The sequence below is a fragment of the Vibrio alfacsensis genome, from assembly GCF_019670485.1.
Taxonomy (GTDB): Bacteria; Pseudomonadota; Gammaproteobacteria; order Enterobacterales; family Vibrionaceae; genus Vibrio; species Vibrio alfacsensis.
On the sequence record NZ_AP024165.1, the window covers coordinates 1,558,047 to 1,577,130 of the forward strand.

The following is a 19,084-nucleotide window of genomic DNA, read 5'->3' on the forward strand; positions in this document are numbered from 1 at the left end:
TTACTCTGCGTGGGTAACAAGCCAACAGTTGTGGATGTGTTTGTTACGTGAGAAATCTAACGGCAAAGTTTGGGAAGAAATATTTTGTGCTTTCAAACCTAACTCTGCTAATGCTGCTTCATCCATTTTGAAATGACGTTTATTGTTAGAGAAAACGATCGTACCACCATCACGTAACAATCGTTTTAGGTTCGTCATCAATTTAATGTGATCGCGTTGCACATCAAACGAGGTATCCATGCGTTTAGAGTTAGAGAACGTTGGCGGGTCGATAAAGATCAGATCGTATTCCCCTTTCGCGTTATCTAACCATTGCAAACAATCTGCTTGTTCGTAACGGTGTTGACGGCCCACACAACCATTGAGCTGCATGTTGTCTTTTGCCCAGTTTAAGTACGTATTGGACATATCAACTGTCGTCGTTGAGCGCGCACCGCCAACAGCAGCGTGAACTGTCGCACTACCGGTGTACGCGAACAAGTTTAGAAAGTCTTTATTCTTCGCCATTTCACCAAGTCGACGACGAGTGATCTTATGATCTAGGAATAGACCCGTATCCAGATAATCATGCAAATTCACGATTAGTTGAACGCCGTACTCATTAACTTCTAAAGTCTGGGAAACTTGACCTAGTTTTTGGTATTGACTGCGACCTTTTTGCTTTTCACGAACCTTGAGCACTACCTTATTCGCTTCAACGCCCGTCACTTGAATCGTTGCGCGAATGATATCCGTTAGGCGACGTTTTGCTTTTTCTTCCGGTATATTTTTCGGCGCTGCGTATTCTTGAATCACGATTTGGTCTGCGTAAACATCAATAGCAACGTTGTACTCTGGAAGATCGGCATCGTAGATACGATAACAATCTAACTTTTCCTTTTTCGCCCACTTGCCAATTTTACCGATGTTTTTCTTCAAACGGTTTGAAAAATCTGGCGCTATTTGAGCATGAGTATCCGCACCTTTCACTTCATCGGAACTACGCTCAGCGATGCTATAGTTCTTCTGGTGACACGGTAACGCACCGTTGTTCAATTTAAACTGCTTATCTGCGCGCATACGTAAACAGCTAAGTAGTTCGTCAGAACTTGAGAAAATGGATGCTTTACAACCGCCAAATTCAGCTTTCAATTGGCCGCCAAATGCAGTGTACAGCGCAATCAAACCAGGCTCAGTTCCTAAGCGTTCGCCGTATGGAGGGTTAGATACGATAACACCTGCTTCAAAACCTGCAGGACGAGTTAGCGTTGCTGCATCACCTTGAGTAAAGACAATCAGTTCTTCAACACCGGCACGACGTGCGTTGTCTTGAGCAACTTTCAGTACTTTTGGATCGTTATCGAAGCCAAAAAACTTAGCGTCAACTTTTTTGACGCCACGGCGAGCCTGAACATTTGCTTCTGATTTTATTTCAGCCCAAAGCTCAGGTTCGAAGTCTTCTAATGCTTCAAAGCCCCACTGTTTACGCTTAACACCGGGAGCCATGTTCGCTGCCATCATTGCCGCTTCAATCAATAGCGTACCAGAACCACACATTGGGTCTAATAATGGTTGATGACCGTCCCAACCACAACGCATGATGATCGCGGCTGCAAGCGTTTCACGCAAAGGTGCACGACCCGACTCTGGGCGGTAACCACGTTGATGTAGACCGCTACCTACCATATCAACGCCCAAAATCGCTTTGTCTTTATGCAAACGTACGTGAACACGGATGTCTGGGTTTTCTTTGCTGATATTAGGGCGAGGTAGGCCTTTCTTCTCGAAACAATCAACGATACCGTCTTTTACTTTCATTGCTCCGTATTGGCTATTGCGGATCTCACGGTTAGTACCATTGAAATCAACGACAAATCGCTTTGAGCTATGGAACTGATTTACCCAATTAATCGAAGACGTCGACAAGTAAAGATCCATGTCGTCGTTACAAGTAAATTCCGATAAAACACGTACAAATCGAGACGCCAAGCGGCTCCACAAACAACAGCGATAGATTTGCTCTTTCGTTGCCTTAAATTTAACGCCTGCCTGTACTGGTTTTGCGTTTTCAATGCCCAGATTTGTCAGTTCTTCAACAAGCAAGTTCTCCATGCCATTTGAAGTTACCGCGAGATATTGATTCATAGTGTTCTTTCGCTGATAAAAAATGGCTTTAATTATACCTGACTTTACGATCAATGCCTCGTTTTTAAAGGTATTTTCATTTTGTTAGTACAAATACCGCCCAAACCGATGATCTGAAACTTACACCAAGTCGTTTACCAATCGCTAAAACCCTTTCCAAAACATTATCTCAATTTCATCGCTTAAATTGAAAGTGAATACTTATTTACCTAAAAATTGGTATATACCAGCCAATGAGATTGATCGTAATTTTATTTCAAATTGCTCTTATAGGGGAATTAATGATGTAGAAACAACCAATCGGAACGGTGAAATCGGTACGAATTAGATTGAATAATTTGAGATAATAGTGAGCCAGCTCATGATTGATTGATGAGTTTTCATTCAAGTTTCAATGTGACAATGATTCAAAAACTGGAAGTTTGATTATATGGGGGCAAAAAAAATCGGCCTATCTGGCCGACTAATAAAAACAAAGGAACGAAATTATGAGTAAATCAAAAGGAAAGCTACCCGACCATCGCCATCGGAGTCAGAATAAACAGATGGTTAGCACAGCTCATTCGGTCATGCATAACCTTAATCGGTTGCCCAAACTGCAAACACTTGTTTCCATCGAGTAAAAACTCATCCTGCCCTACGTATGCACATAGACTTGATGAATCTCCTGCCTCAAGAACGATAAAAACACCATCTGAGTATTGATTGTTTAAGAAAACCATATCGCCCTCTTCTGGTTCGTGGCCACAAGATTGAGCATCGAAAAACCAGCTCTTTGGTTGTACCGGTTTATGGAAGCGCTTGGCGGCAACACAATAAAGTGTCAGCTCAGCTTGGCGATATTCATTGATGTCCAAGCAGCGTATTCTTTCGCTATAGGTTTGAAATGCGCTGGCATCATCAACGGTAAATTCATTATGTGAGAAAGCACAGTTGACCAACAACTTACGGCTAAGGTTGGTTTGGAAGAGCATATCCTCTCCCAAATCCAGCATTAGATAAGTGCTTTGCTCATCAAAATACCAATTCCATTTGTCGCTGGGTTTAAGCATGATTCCGTTCTCTTTTGATTCATTTGATCAGTAGTAAGAGGTAAGACGCTTAATTACCTTCTCATAATTTCAAATTTTACAAATGAACGGCCAAAAAAAAAGAGGAAACCATATCCTCTTTTTTAGTAACAAGCGTCGAATTCTCAACGAGTTAATAGCATGTATTATAGATTCTTAACGATATCACGTACTAAGCCAGGACCATGATAGATGAAGCCTGTATAAACTTGCACCAATTGCGCACCTGCCATCATTTTCTCTTTAGCGGCTACGTAAGAGTCAATGCCACCTACCCCAATGATCGGAAGTTTATCGCCTAGTTGCTCATGAAGCTTACGAACAACTTCTGTCGAACGTAATTGAACAGGACGGCCACTCAAACCACCCGCTTCATTCGCGTGCTTCATACCTTCAACAATTGTTCGATCGAGCGTTGTATTAGTTGCAATAACACCATCGATGTTGTTCTTCACTAATGAGTCACAAATTTGAACAATTTCATCATCAGTTAAATCTGGCGCAATCTTAAGAGCCAGTGGTACATACTTACCATGTATTTCTGCAAGTTCTGACTGTTTTGCTTTTAGTTCAGAGAGCAATTCATCAAGCGCCGCACCGTATTGAAGAGAGCGAAGTCCCGGAGTATTTGGAGACGAAATGTTCACCGCAATGTAGCCTGCGTATTCGTACACTTTCTCCATACAAATCAGGTAGTCTTCTGCACCTTTCTCGATTGGTGTGTCTTTATTCTTACCAATGTTGATCCCGAGAACGCAATTAAATTTCGCTTTCTTTACGTTTTCAACAAGATGATCGACACCTTCGTTATTGAAGCCCATTCGATTGATAATACCCTCAGCTTCAAGAAGACGGAACAATCTTGGTTTGTCATTACCTGGCTGAGGTCGAGGTGTTACTGTACCGACCTCGATAAAACCAAAGCCCATGGCATCAAAAGCTTCTATACATTCGCCATTTTTGTCCAAACCCGCAGCTAAACCAACAGGATTACGGAAAGTAAGTCCCATACATTCTACTGGACGATTTGGTAATTGTTGGCGATAGAATAAATCAAGTGGTGTGCCGTTAAAGCGCTGGAAGTTTTGAATTGCAAGATCATGTGCCTTTTCGGCATCAAGTTGGAAAAAGCCAGTTCTGGCTAGACGGTAGAGCATTGTGCCTCCGAAAGAAAAAAGCCCCGTGTAAACGGGACAATATTATTTACCCTTTTCCAAAGTAATTCAATGAAAATGATTGAATTCTGCAAAATAACATATAAACCCAGTGTTTTTTCTGCAAAATCATGAGGTTATTTTCACTTCTCCAATGCATTTTTGCTATTTATCTTTATTTAGCAAACGATTTCTTCCATAAAAATGTGCTACATTGAGTGACGACGTAACGGATCGCTTTGGTACAAGCCATCCGTTATAAGCAATTGGTTATAAACGATTGATTATAAATAATCTATTTGGTCATAAAAAAGGCCCCAATAATTGGTGTCCAACTATTGGGGGCCAGTTCAAAACTAGGCTTCTATCTATTTACGTTCAATTCTATACATTAAAGGTTACACATATAGATTGATAATGATGCAACACTAGGAAGACAAATCACTAGATGAGCAGTTGAGGTTTAAAAGCACCAACTCACGTAACGCAACTGAGAATTTGGCAAACTCGTGTACAGAACCAACTTTAAACTCATTAAGTATGCTCTCCCAACGTTGCAAAGAAGACTCATTACTTAACATCCAATCTTCAAGTGCTTGCATCACATCTAACTCTTCAACTGTACAGCCACAGCTCAATACTTGTGCCGTCAACTGACGTTGTTGCCAATCAAGATCTTCCCTAAATGCTGCTCGTGCTAATGCTTGCCAGTTGTTATCGACAGCTTGACCGTTGATCTGTTTTAAGAACCAGTGCAAAGATAAGCGATCGCCCAAGTTGAAATATAGCTTCGATGCTTGCTCAACCGTTTTTCCTGTCTCGCTTGCAACCGCTGAAATATCAAGTGCAGATTGGAGGCTTGAAAGACGAGCAACATGGTGCGCTAATCTCTCTTCTACCCCATTATCAATCCATTTTTGAGCCAATTCATTGTGTTCTTTAACTTCTGATTCAACGAGCATCTGATCAAGTGTTTTAGTAATCACATGCACATCCTTTTTGTACATGTCGATTAACTCACTGACTCGACTTTTCGCGCTACGATTGCGTAACAACCAACGAGAAATTCGACGCAATGCACGACGAACATAAAACATGATTTCATATTGGGCCTGTGCTGTCGCAATATTATCTAGTGCTCGCGTTTGTTGAAGAATCTCCGCAAGCTCAAAGATTTCACGGCTTGCACTATAAGCATTTGCTATATCTACAACCGATGCCCCTGTCTCTTCTTGCAATCGAGTGACAAAGTTGCAGCCCATTTCATTCACCATCTGATTCGCAAGCGCAGTAGCAATTATTTCTGCACGAAGTGGATGTTGATTCATCTGTTGCTTATAGTTACGGCGTAACTCACTTGGGAAGTACTCAACCAGTTGTTTAGCATGGAAATCGTCATTTGCTATTTCATCAACGGCCAATTGCTCTTTGAGGACCATTTTTCCATAGGCAACGAGAACAGATAGTTCAGGTCTTGTTAAACCTACGCCCTGTTTTTCTCGTTCTATTAGTGTTTCATCATCAGGAATGTACTCTAACCCGCGATCCAAATACCCGGCTTTTTCCATAGTATGAATAAAGCGCATTTGCTCTTTGACGATGCCTACACCTTGTTGTTCAGTCACGGAAATAGATTCAGATTGTCGATATGCGTCATCCAATACGATTTCGCCGACTTCGTCCTCCATAGATTCTAGAATTTGATTACGCTGCTTAACGGTAAGATCGCCGTTTGAAACTAGACCATTCAAAAAGATCTTAATGTTAACTTCGTTATCCGAACAGTCTACGCCACCTACGTTATCAACAAAGTCCGTGTTTACTCGTCCCCCTGTCTTCGCGTATTCAATACGACCCAACTGTGTCATGCCCAAGTTACCGCCTTCACCGACGACTTTGGCCCTTAAGTCGCGCCCATCAATACGCAGCACGTCATTCGCACGATCACCAACGTCTGTATGCGTTTCACTAGACGCTTTAACATAGGTGCCGATACCACCATTCCAAAGCAGATCCACTTCCATTTGTAAGATCATCTTAATGAGATCATTGGGCGCTAAAGACGCTTTTTTAGTCCCCAACATTTTTTGGATTTCAGGTGTTAACTGGATTGACTTAGAACGTCTGGAGAAAACACCACCACCCTTAGAGATCAGTTCTGCGTTGTAATCTTCCCAACTCGATCTTGGTAAGTTAAATAAACGATCGCGCTCTTTCCAACTGATCGCCGAATCTGGATTTGGATCAATGAAGATATGCATGTGGTTAAACGCAGCTTGAAGACGAATATGCTTCGAAAGTAGCATCCCGTTACCAAATACGTCCCCCGCCATGTCACCAACACCGATAACCGTAAAATCTGTTGTTTGGCAGTTAATACCCATTTCACGGAAGTGACGTTTAACCGATTCCCAACCACCTTTTGCAGTGATGCCCATTGCTTTGTGGTCGTAACCGTTAGAGCCACCAGATGCAAAGGCATCACCTAACCAGAAGTTGTACTCTGCAGAGACTGAATTCGCTAAATCTGAGAACGTTGCTGTACCTTTATCAGCGGCAACAACCAAATATGGGTCATCTTCGTCGTGGCGAACAACACTCTTAGGTGGATTGATTTCACCCTCTATGATGTTATCAGAAACGTCGAGCAGTGCTCGGATAAAACGTTTGTAACAGCGCTGACCTTCAGCGAAAATTTCATCACGGCTCGTTAGCGTTGGCTGACGCTTGCAGACAAAGCCGCCTTTCGCGCCGACTGGGACAATAACCGTATTCTTAACTTGTTGCGCTTTAACCAGACCAAGAATCTCCGTACGGAAGTCTTCTTGACGGTCTGACCAGCGCAGACCACCACGTGCAACCTTTCCACCACGTAGATGCACACCCTCGATGTCTGGAGCGTACACAAAGATTTCAAAGGCTGGTACTGGTTGAGGAATATCTGGGATTTCACTTGGCTTCATCTTCAATGATAACCAAGGTTTTGGCTGCTTATCTTGATCAACTTGATAATAGTTAGTGCGAAGCGTGGCCATGATCATGTCCATATAACGACGGATAATACGGTCGTCATCTAAGCTTTCTACATGATCTAACTGCTCAGTGATTTTTTTAATGAGATCTTTTTGACCTTTCTCACTTCCTTTGTGTTTCGGATCGAAACGCTTAACAAATAACGATACCAGTTCGGTTGCCAAATCTGGATAGTGACTTAGGGTTTCTTCAATGTACTGTTGACTAAATGGAAAACCAACCTGGCGCATGTATCGAGCATAAGCACGAAGAATTGATATTTCACGGCCAGATAATGACGCTCCTAATACCAAGCGGTTAAAGCCGTCACTTTCTAAATCTCCAGCCCAGATTGCTGCGAATGCTTGTTGGAAACGATCACGAGCTTCACGAAGATCAACGGTTTTCTCGCTCTTATGAAGCATTGAGAAATCAAGGATCCAAAACGTTTGTCCGTTGTTTGTTTCGATCTCATAAGGTGATTCACCGATCACGCGCAGACCTAAATTTTCCAACATCGGCATGACGTCAGATAAGTGGATTGGCTCATCACGATGGTACAGTTTTAAGCGTACTGCTTTTGAATCTACCGCTTCCTCTTGAGGGCGATAAAACAGCATCCCAAGTTTATTTTCGTCACTTAATGCTTCTAAGCGCTCGATGTCCGCAACTGCAGAGCCTGGCATCATGTCTTCTTTATATGAACGAGGGAACGCGCTCATGTACTCTTTAGATAGTGGAAGCCCTTTACTTTCACCAAAGTTGGCAATAATAGATTCTTTAAGGCGGTCATCCCAAGAGGTCGATACTTCCATCAAGTTTTGCTCAATTTTTTTCACATCTACATCTATATTGTTGTTGTCTACACGAACAATGTAATGGGTTCTCGCAAGTGGGCTCTCTGAGAAAAATGTCGTAAATTCAACCTCTTGCTCGCACCCAAAGTACTGTTTAAGAATGCGTTGAGTTTCTTTTCTCAGCTCTGTGTTGTAACGGTCTTTCGTCACATACACCATGCAGCTAAAGAAGCGTCCGAATGGGTCTTTACGAACAAACAAGCGCAATAAATCACGGTCTTGCATTTGAACTACGCCCATTCCTACCTCCAACAGCTCCTCTTCTCGAGCTTGAAGCAGTTCATCTCGTGGGTAGTTCTCTAAGATATTGTGCAGAGCTTTATAGGAGTATGAGCCTAGGCGATAACCACTTGCCTCAAGAATGCGTCCAACTTTTTCACGAATAAGAGGAATGCTTTGCACGGCTTGGTTGTAAACCGCTGACGTATAAAGGCCAGTGAATCGGTGTTCGCCTATCACTTTTCCATTTTCATCAAACTTCTTCACTCCAATGTAGTCGGTATATGCCGGGCGGTGAATCCTTGAAGCTTGATTGCCTTTAGTGATAATCAGTGCATATGGTTTTTTGGCTTCTAGACGAGCAGAATCTGACAGCTCAGATAATTTAATACTACGAACTCGTTTCTCATCAGCAAACAGCCCCAGCCCTTTCTCTTTTGCAGGACAGAGTTCATTGTCTCCATTGATACTAGCAAGATCGTACTCTTTGTATCCCATGAAAGTGAAGTTGTGATCACCCAACCAGCGCAAATATTCTATTGTCTCATCCAAACGATCTGTGTTCATAGAAACACGATCTTTGTTGTTTTCAAGATCATCTGTCACGATCTTTAGTTTGTCGACCATTTGTTTCCAATCATCAACCACTAGACGCGTGTCGGAAAGAATTGAAAGCAACTCCGCTTTAAGGGTAAGCATTTCATCTTTACTTGTGAGTCTGTCAACTTCGATATGGAAAAGTGATTGAAGAATTCCGCTTTGACCATTTACATCCGTCACTTGGCCTTTTTCACCACGTTCCAGTTGCGTTGGGTTGTTTAACATTAAGTGCGAAACAAGATCGAGACGATTCAATGCCATCTTAATTGAATCGACTAAGAATGGACTATCTGGAACAACAATTTCCACGATAGTATGTGTGGACTGCCAACCTTGCCGACTCACCGTTGGATTAAATACCCTTACGGAAATGTCTGCTGGTTTTTTTTCATTGATATGGTGCCAAAGGCTGACAACAGCACCATAAAGATCAGATTCATTTCGCTGAATCAAATCATCATCAGCAATGTTACTAAATAAGTGTTGAGCAAGTTTAGTTACAAGCGGTTGGTGAGAAAGCTCGAGTTTGTCTTGAATCAGTTGGTACACCTTTTCAAGCAGAACCGGCACTACATTTTCACGCGCGGTCATATTCACACTCCACATTAGAATTGTTGTTTTGTAGGGGGACTCAGTTCGGGTATTCATCCCGAATCTAAGCATAGGTAATGCATAGACTTATTGTAAAAGGTTAATTACAAATGTTTAACAAGTATTCGTAGTGGTAAGAGGTGAAATGTTTGATTATGTGACTAAGATTCCTGTTTAACTCTCTAGTAATATTGGGCATCACAGAGTTTCTAACTTGATAAACTTATTATTTTGGTCAGTTGTTAGCCTAAAACGGCCTCGAATACCTAATTGACTAAGAAATGGTCGAAACCTAAGTGCTGGTAGTTGCAATCGCAAGCCATTGTCGGTAATGACTTGAACCGAACTTGCCGCACCATTGTAATGTGAAAGAAATGTTTGATATGAAATATTGAGGGAGAAATGGTATTGGTTCATATTTCGAAATTACATAAAAAGTGAGGGTGGCATTGATTGCCACCCTATTCTCTCGTGGATTATTCGTCTAGCGCTTTTGTCACTTTCTCGAACAAATCTTTTGCTAAGTTGTCCATCGACTTGAGTTTTTCAAGCTCGGCACGAATCAACGCTTGGCGACCCTCATCGTATTTACGGAACTTAAGAAGTGGATCGATCATGCGTGATGCAACCTGTGGGTTGGTGTCATTCAACTGACGTAAAATTTCCCCTGCGAACTGATAGCCAGAGCCGGACTTATCGTGGAATCGTACTGGGTTAGCGTTCAGGAATGAACCGATCAGGCTACGGGTACGATTTGGGTTCTTCAGGCTAAATGCTTCATGACTCATGGTCGCTTTCACATTTTCTAGCGCATCTTCTACAGGATTGCTACCTTGAAGCGCAAACCATTTATCCATAACTAAGCCGTCATGCTTCCACTTGTCACTGTAGTCGGACATTAACGCTTCACGACATGCTAACTGAGCACTATTCGCAGCACTCATTGCCGCGATGGTATCGGTCATATTGTTCGCCGCGTCATATTGAGCAATAACAAGATCATTACCTTTCTCGGTGTGAGCCAAGAATTGCAAACAACGGTTGCGTAATGCGCGTTTCCCAATTGCATCATGCCCAATATTGTACTCGGCTTGACGCAAGCTGTGATATGTCGCACTCAGTTCATCTTCAAGCGCCTTAGAAAGTGACACTGTAATGCTATTAAGTACTGCATCAACCGCATCAATATCTACCTGTTTGTACCAACCTGTAATTTCATTGATAGACGGAAGAGAAAGCACTTGAGCAATAAACGCAGGCTCTAAGTTTGCATCAAGAAGTACACCTCGGAATGAATCAATCAACTCATCTGAAAGTTTAACTTCACTACCCGATTGAATGTTAACTACATTCTGTCGGATATATTTTGCTAATAGCATTTGGCTTGCGTCCCAACGAGCAAAATCATTGGTTGCATGCTTCATCAAGAAACTTAACTCTTCGTCGCTGTAGTCGTATTCCAGTTTCACTGGCGCAGAAAATTCACGTAGCAATGACGGGACTGGTCGCTCAACCACATTTTCAAATACGAACGTTTGCTTATCTTGCTTCACATCTAAAACATGATGCACAGATTCGCCGTTCATGATCAAAGGAATCACATCACCGTTTTGTGCATATAGCTCAATATCAAATGGAATATGCAGTGCTTGCTTAATCGCTTGGTCATGTGTCGGTTCAGTAAACTGTTCAACCGTTAGTGCGTAAGTCTTTTGATCAGTATTGTATTCGCTGCTTACTCGAAGTGTTGGTGTGCCTGACTGGCTATACCATAAACGGAATTGAGTAAGATCCACACCTGTGGCATCTTCCATTGCACAGACAAAGTCTTCACAAGTTGCAGCCGTACCATCATGACGTTCGAAGTACAGCTTCATGCCTTTTTGGAATCCCTCTTCGCCAAGCAGCGTGTGATACATGCGGATCACTTCGCTTCCCTTTTCATACACGGTTAATGTGTAAAAGTTATTCATCTCAATAACTTTGTCAGGACGAATCGGGTGTGACATTGGGCTTGAATCTTCCGCAAATTGAGGACCACGGATAATACGAACGTTATCGATTCGGTTGTCGGCACGTGAACCAAGATCTGAAGAAAATTCTTGGTCGCGGAATACGGTTAATCCCTCTTTTAAACTCAATTGGAACCAGTCACGGCAAGTGACTCGGTTACCCGTCCAGTTATGAAAATACTCGTGACCGATAACCGCTTCAATGCCAAGGTAATCACGGTCTGTCGCTGTTTGATCATTTGCTAGGACGAACTTAGAGTTAAATATGTTCAGCCCTTTGTTCTCCATCGCACCCATGTTGAAGAAATCAACGGCAACGATCATGTAGATATCAAGGTCATATTCTAAACCAAAGCGCTCTTCATCCCACTTCATTGAGTTAATGAGTGACGTCATTGCATGACCGGCTCGATCTAAATTACCTTTATCGACGAAGATTTCTAGATCAACAAGACGTCCCGACATTGTTGTGTATTTGTCGCGTAAAACATCAAAATCGCCAGCAACAAGTGCAAACAAGTAAGCTGGTTTTGGATGAGGGTCTTGCCACTGTACCCAATGACGACCATTTTCTGAATCACCCTCTGCAATACGGTTGCCATTACTCAGCAAAAATGGATACGCTGTTTTGTCTGCAATCACTTTTGTCGTGTATTTTGCGAGTACGTCAGGTCTGTCTAGATAATAAGTAATGCGACGGAAGCCTTCCGCTTCACACTGAGTACAGAATGCACCACCCGATTTGTACAAACCTTCAAGCGCTGTATTCGCTTCAGGATCCATCTTTGTGATGATCTCAAGTTCAAATTCTGCTGGCAGTTCCGCTAAAAGTAGAGAGGTCTCTTTTACTTCATGATGTGACCACTCTTCACCGTTCACTTTTACGCAGCGCAGCTCTAACCCTTCGCCGTCTAGTTCTAATTTTGTCGAATCTGAGTTTTGTATAACTTTTGAAACGGCCGTTACGATTGTGTCGTTGTCATAAAGATCAAACGTGAGATCAATATCAGTGATAAGGTGTGATGGTGCTTGATAGTCTTTGCGATATTTCGCTTGAGGAGCTTGAGACATGTCCATAAATCCTTGTATATAGAGCCACAAAAATACCAGGACGAGAGGCTCAAACACCTCTTACTGGTATCACGATATAAGCTATTTGTAGGGGTTGTGGTATCAGAATACAAGTCTTTCTACGAAAAAACGGTGCTTTTAGTGCCTTTGCTTTGTCGTTTGTTTAACATTTAATCAACATCAGAATATTTCACTATTAATCATGCACCGCGAATTAATAGACCCAAGTAACCTCAACAAGTTTGTTTTATTGAGATGCCTTGGGTATCAATGAATAGGTTATGGCGTGACTCGATTTAGTACGGCGTACATTTCTCCACTCGAATCTTCAATAGTCAATTCGTTTTGCTTCAGTTTATAAGTCGTACCTTGCTCACCATTTTCGTACATGAGAATTAGGTGTTCACCTTCGGTGTAATAGACACCTTGTTTCACCGACTCTTCACCTGACTCGTTCGAAATTCGAAACATAAAGACAAAGTCAGGCTGAAGGATGAGATCCATCTGATTAATGTTGTTAGCCAACATCACATCGCCAGCGACATGAGAACTGGACCAAATACCAGCAAGCGCATTTGGTAAACCTTTGACAAAGGTAACCCCATTTAAGTCCAGTGTATTGTGGTTATTGCGGTATGCGTAGATTTGAGGCGCGTCGGAATCTAGGCCAAGTATGATGGTATCTTCATTGGCATTATATAGACCTTCCCAGTGGTCTATCGAATAATCTTTTTTCTGGATATCGATAGAAAATGTATAGTCAGAACCAAGATTAAGTTTGATAGCAAGAAAGTCTTCCGTTGTTCCCTCTGGATTGGGGTTCATCAAGTACCAATCCCCGATTAGAAACGGCGTATCAAACTGACTCAATTTATCTTCTTTCAAGTCTTCTGCACTTGATACGCTAAAGCAGCAAAAGCTAAGTAAAATCATGAACCATTTCATATTCGGCACCCTTATGCTTTTCTTTTAGCTTAGGCTTTAGATCTCATTTACGCTAAAAATTTGATCTATATCACGTAAATTATTGGAGAAAATTAAGCATGGGTTATGCATTCCGATCAGTACTTAACGTTAACTCGGGATAAGAAAGTCTACATTGCTTAATCAATCGTTGTTAGGAGTAGTCAATGAAGGAAAAGAAAAGCGATTTGTCTTTTTGTACATAACACCAAATAAAATATGCCCGTTAAATAAAAAAAGAGTGAGCCATTATGACTCACTCTTTAGGTTTGACCGTTTGTTGCTTTACTCAAACAACGCAGCAAATATCAGCGATTGATCATATCAACCGTGATCGCCACTGATTCATCAAGATAAACATCCGGGGCTTCATAGTCTTTAGGAATATCATCTAAAGATTTAAACGCAGGTTTACCCAATGTCGCTTGACGTTCGTTGATGCGTTTCAAACGAAGTGCTTCCGACTTATCTGATTCTTCTTCACGCACTTTTTCGTTTAGAGACAACCAGTTATCGTCTTTTTCTTTGCGGTACTTCTCAATATCTTCTTTGATGAAACGGAATTCCATTTCATTTGCAATACGCTGGTTATGGCGTTCTGTTAAAGAAGCAATCAAAGTATCATTGCTTGGAAACACATCATATTTTGCTTTATCAATGCTATCCCATGGCAGTGCGTTATCTTCAACACTTTCACCGGTTTCACTGGCTTCAACAGCTGTTGGATAAGCGATATCTGGTGCAACGCCACGATTCTGAGTACTCCCACCGTCAATACGGTAAAACTTCTGAATTGTGTATTGAACATAGCCAAGTTCTTTATCAAAAAGATCATAGATATGATTCAATGAGCGATGCTGTTGAACAGTACCTTTACCAAACGAGTTTTCACCAAGTATGACTGCACGATTGTAGTCTTGCATTGCTGCAGCAAAAATTTCTGATGCTGATGCACTATAACGGTTAATCAGTACCGTTAATGGACCATCATAGCTTACGTTACCATCAGTATCGGCATTAACTTTGATTCGACCATAGCTATCACGGACCTGAACCACTGGCCCTTCTTTAATGAAAAGACCTGTCAATGCCGTTGCTTCGGTAAGCGCGCCACCACCATTGTTTCGTAAATCAACAATGATGCCGTCTACGTTCTTAGTTTTCAGCTCAGATATCAGTTTATCTGTATCTTTGGATAGACCAACATAAAAGCTTGGCACTTCTAATACGCCAATCTTCTTACCGTCTTTTTCAATGATTTCAGATTTAACCGCACGATCTTCCAGACGCACTTTGTCACGAACGATAGTGACAACGTAACTCTTGGCTTCTTTACCCTCAGGCAGGATCTGCAAGTTCACCTTAGTCCCTTTTGGACCTTTAATTAGCTGAACAACATCATCCAAACGCCAACCGATCACATCGACAACATCTTTGCCATCTTGGCCAACACCAATGATGCGATCACCCTCACCCAGTTGTTTACTTTTAGACGCCGGTCCACCAGCAACAAGAGAACGAATAACGGTGTAGTCATCGGTCATTTGAAGTACAGCACCAATGCCTTCAAGAGAAAGGTTCATCTCTGATTGGAATTGTTCTGCGTTTCGAGGAGAAAGATAGCTAGTATGCGGATCCACTTCACGAGCGAAAGCATTCATATATAGCTGGAATGCATCTTCGTTGCGTGTTTGTGTAATGCGCTTCATTGCGTTGTTATAGCGTTTCTCTAACATTTCCTTAATTTCCGGCCACTCTTTGCCGGTTAATTTCAGATTTAGAGCATCGTATTTAACACGTTGACGCCAAAGTTCGTTGATTTCTGCTTCGTCTTTTGGCCAAGCAGCTTCAGAACGATCTAACTCGATCTTGTCATCAGTATCAAACTTGATTTCTTGGTCGAGTAACGTTAGCGCATACGCAAAACGATCGAAACGTTTTTGCATTGCAAGGTTATAAACATCAAAGGCAATTTTGTTGTTACCAGCTTTAAGCTGATCGTCCAATTGAATTGACCAGTTGCTAAATGAATTGATGTCATCTTGAGTAAAAATATTTCTATTGTAATCAAGCATCTCTACATAGCGTTCAAAGATCGCTTTAGAAAAGTCATCATTCAGATTGAAATGTTTATAATGAGAGCGGGTAAAACGAGATGTTACACGTTTGCTGGCTGTTTCATGCTGCACTTCTGGAGCAAGAACCGGCAAATCATCCCTGTCTAATTTGGCTTCGAGAGCCTGAGCTGAAGCTGCTAGCAAAAAGCTAGCAGCAAACAGTGTCACTTTTGAACGGCATTTCATGCGTAGGAGTATCTCCCTTATGCGCGCAAGTGCTCCGCTTTCACAACCATTTGTAGGCCGTTAGCAAGTTGAACACGTACATCTTCCTTATTGATCTCAACAATGGTCGCAGCCATGTTTCCTTTGCCCATGTTCACGTTAACTTCATTGCCAACAGTAATTTCATCAGCATTTAGTGTGCGTGTTTCTACAGGCTTTTCTTGTTTTTGTGCTTTTGGCTTGCTTGGGCGACGAGGCTGTTGCGGTTTCTTAGCCGCTGGTTTTGCTTTTGCCTTGCCTTCTTCGCGAGCTTTTTGAGCTTGCTCTTTACGACGAGCTTGAACCTTAGCTTTGCTCTCAGCCAGTGTCGCTTGAGCGTGTTCAACGTGCTCTTCTTCTAGTGTGCCACATGGGTTGCCATCTAGATCAACACGTTCTGCACCAGCTTTTACACCGTGTAGGTAACGCCATGATGAAGTGTACTGTCTTAACGCTGCACGAAGCTGAGTTTTGCTTACTTTTTCGTCTTCATTTAGACGTTCCGCAAGATCTTGAAAAATACCAATTTTCAGAGGCTTTGCTTCACCTTCTAAAGTAAAGCACTTAGGGAAACATTCAGCAATGTATGCGATAACTTCTTTGCTGTTTTTTAACTTTTCAGTCATGAGGGGTCCTGGTTTAAGCGGATTTCCGCGAAGCATTAAGAAAAATATTCTCGTATTATAGAGACATGCCAAGGAAAAACCACACTCATGGGTGAATTTATGCGTCGTTCGCGTGTGAATTAAGCAGCTTTTCTACTTCTGCCATGAAATGAACCAGGCCTTCTTCGTCAATTTCACTAAAACGGCCAATGTTCGGACTATCTATATCTAATACACCAGCAACTTCTCCATTAATAGAAAATGGAATCACAATTTCTGAATTACTCGCAGCATCACAAGCAATATGCCCCTCAAACTCATGAACGTCGTATACTCTTTGTACAAGGTTTGTTTCTGCTGCCGTACCACAAACACCCTTGCCCATTGGAATTCGAACACAGGCTGGCTTGCCTTGGAACGGACCGAGAACAAGTTGTTCACCTTTTACCAAGTAAAAACCTGCCCAATTAAGATTTTCTAGTTCCATAAATAACAGTGAGCTTAGGTTGGCTAGGTTTGCAATGTAATCAGACTCAGACTCGATCAATGCGACCGCTTGTTTTGTAAGCCTTTGGTATTGTTCTATGTTCATATTACTTTCCCTTTTGCATATTAAGGCTTCCATTCTCGTAGTATGTAGCTAAAATGCACACCTACTTTATAATAGGAATTATTCTCAATTAAAATGAACCCAATAAACGACACTATTAGCCGTTCTTGGTTGATAACTCAAGTAAAAAAGCACAAGTCAAAGCTGATAATAGCCAACTTGATCGCCCTACTTGCGACCTTGATTAGTGTTCCAATCCCACTTCTTATGCCATTGATGGTCGACGAAGTTCTATTGGACAAACCTGCATCTGGCCTAGCCGCAATGAATGCCGTTTTGCCTGAAGCATGGCATACACCGACTGGTTATATCTTTTTTACACTATTTTTAGTTGTGCTCATGCGCGCCGCGAGCCAAGTTCTTAATATTGTTCAAAGTCGTCAATTTACACTCGTGTCTAAGACCATCACTTTCGAGATGCGCAGCAAGATGATCGACAAACTTGGTCGCATTAGTATTCGTCAGTACGAAACGAAAGGCAGTGGTGGTATCAATGCTCATCTTATTACTGATATTGAAACGATCGATAAATTCATTGGGTCTACCCTTGCTAAGTTCGTTATAAGTTTTCTTACCGTTATTGGTACCGCCATCGTTCTTCTTTGGCTTGATTGGCGCCTTGGCTTATTTATTCTCTTAGTCAACCCTATCGTCATTTACTTCTCACGTAAGTTGGGAAGTATGGTTAAGCACCTTAAACGCAAAGAAAACCACTCGTTTGAGATTTTTCAAAATCGCTTAGTTGAGACGCTCGATGGCATTTATCAACTACGAGCTGCGAATAAAGAGCGTGAGTTTCTACAACAACTAAAAACGAACGCCGATCAAGTGCGAATCGATGCGGATAAATACGCTTGGCAATCGGAAGCCGCGGGTCGTGTTTCGTTTCTCTTGTTCTTAATTGGCTTTGAGTTATTTCGCGCCGTTGCCATGCTTATGGTGATGTTTAGCGACCTGACCATTGGCCAGATTTTTGCTGTGTTTGGTTACCTTTGGTTTATGCTGTCTCCAGTTCAAGAGCTATTAGGCATTCAATTTTCGTGGTATAGCGCGAAAGCCGCGTTAAAGCGAATTAATGACCTACTAGAGCTAGAAGAAGAACACAGACCGGTATCTAAGGTGAATCCTTTCAAAGAAGATCGAGAAGTTGACGTTCGTATTGAACATGTGGATTTTTCGTACAACAATGAAACGAAAGTGCTAGATAGCCTATCGCTGCATATACCTGCGGGTAAAAAAGTCGCCTTAGTCGGTGCTAGTGGCGGTGGCAAATCAACATTGATTCAATTACTCATCGGCGTTTATCGTCAAAATAGCGGTACCATCCGTTTCAATGATGAGCTAACAGACGATATTAGTTTTGATGTGATAAGGGATAAAATTGCCGTTGTATTACAGCAACCTATACTATTTAACGACACCTTGAGGCATAATCTGACTTTAGGCGGACATTTTGATGAAATGTCATTATGGCGAGCATTAGAAGTTGCTCAGTTGCAAGATGTGATATCACAACTTAGCAACGGCCTTGAGACTCAAATTGGACGAAATGGTATTCGCTTGTCAGGTGGTCAACGTCAAAGACTGGCGATTGCTCGAATGGTGTTAAGTAATCCACAGTTCGTCATTCTGGATGAGGCAACGTCAGCGTTGGATACAGCGACTGAAGCTGCCTTACATAAAGCATTAACTGAATTCTTACGTGGTAGAACGACTTTAATCGTTGCACACCGATTATCTGCCGTTAAACAAGCAGATTTAATCTACGTACTCGAAGACGGAAGAGTGACACAAACAGGTACTCATGGTGAGCTCGTTGAGCAACAAGGCTTATATCAAACGTTATATGGTGGAATTCAATCACACGCATAACCA

Annotated in this window: 11 protein-coding genes; 1 reads left to right on the plus strand and 10 read right to left on the minus strand. The window is 42.0% G+C overall.

Annotated features, from left to right (window positions below; translation table 11 throughout):
• The 10 genes from rlmKL to VA249_RS07605 form a co-directional block, all read right to left on the minus strand.
• The gene (gene rlmKL / locus VA249_RS07560; RefSeq protein WP_221069724.1) at positions 1-2,124 is read right to left on the minus strand and encodes a bifunctional 23S rRNA (guanine(2069)-N(7))-methyltransferase RlmK/23S rRNA (guanine(2445)-N(2))-methyltransferase RlmL; all 2,124 of its coding nucleotides are present in this window, start codon (positions 2,122-2,124) and stop codon (positions 1-3) included.
• 509 nt (positions 2,125-2,633) lie between these two features.
• A complete protein-coding gene (locus VA249_RS07565) occupies positions 2,634-3,176 on the minus strand; it encodes a cell division protein ZapC (protein WP_211920024.1) in 543 nt (180 codons plus the stop codon).
• Positions 3,177-3,340: 164 nt separating this feature from the next.
• Positions 3,341-4,351, minus strand: a complete 1,011-nt coding sequence (gene pyrD / locus VA249_RS07570) for a quinone-dependent dihydroorotate dehydrogenase (protein WP_211920025.1) — start codon at positions 4,349-4,351, stop codon at positions 3,341-3,343.
• A 425-nt stretch (positions 4,352-4,776) separates the two neighbouring features.
• A complete protein-coding gene (locus tag VA249_RS07575; RefSeq protein WP_221069726.1) occupies positions 4,777-9,627 on the minus strand; it encodes an NAD-glutamate dehydrogenase in 4,851 nt (1,616 codons plus the stop codon).
• Between the two features lie 198 nt (positions 9,628-9,825).
• Positions 9,826-10,044, minus strand: a complete 219-nt coding sequence (locus VA249_RS07580; RefSeq protein ID WP_221069727.1) for a DUF2835 domain-containing protein — start codon at positions 10,042-10,044, stop codon at positions 9,826-9,828.
• A gap of 59 nt (positions 10,045-10,103) precedes the next feature.
• On the minus strand, positions 10,104-12,710 hold the full coding sequence (gene pepN, locus VA249_RS07585) for an aminopeptidase N (RefSeq protein ID WP_221069729.1): 2,607 nt from the start codon (positions 12,708-12,710) through the stop codon (positions 10,104-10,106).
• A gap of 279 nt (positions 12,711-12,989) precedes the next feature.
• Complete coding sequence (locus VA249_RS07590; protein WP_221069731.1) at positions 12,990-13,655, minus strand: hypothetical protein; 666 nt, start codon at positions 13,653-13,655, stop codon at positions 12,990-12,992.
• A 326-nt stretch (positions 13,656-13,981) separates the two neighbouring features.
• Positions 13,982-15,976: a carboxy terminal-processing peptidase gene (gene prc / locus VA249_RS07595; protein ID WP_221069732.1), complete on the minus strand. Its 1,995-nt coding sequence runs from the start codon at positions 15,974-15,976 to the stop codon at positions 13,982-13,984.
• A 17-nt stretch (positions 15,977-15,993) separates the two neighbouring features.
• Complete coding sequence (proQ, locus tag VA249_RS07600) at positions 15,994-16,620, minus strand: RNA chaperone ProQ (protein ID WP_211920030.1); 627 nt, start codon at positions 16,618-16,620, stop codon at positions 15,994-15,996.
• Between the two features lie 97 nt (positions 16,621-16,717).
• The gene (locus VA249_RS07605; protein WP_221069734.1) at positions 16,718-17,191 is read right to left on the minus strand and encodes a GAF domain-containing protein; all 474 of its coding nucleotides are present in this window, start codon (positions 17,189-17,191) and stop codon (positions 16,718-16,720) included.
• 93 nt (positions 17,192-17,284) lie between these two features.
• Here VA249_RS07605 and VA249_RS07610 point away from each other — a divergent pair, with 93 nt between their 5' ends.
• The gene (locus VA249_RS07610) at positions 17,285-19,081 is read left to right on the plus strand and encodes an ABC transporter ATP-binding protein (protein WP_221069736.1); all 1,797 of its coding nucleotides are present in this window, start codon (positions 17,285-17,287) and stop codon (positions 19,079-19,081) included.
• Positions 19,082-19,084: the final 3 nt, after the last annotated feature.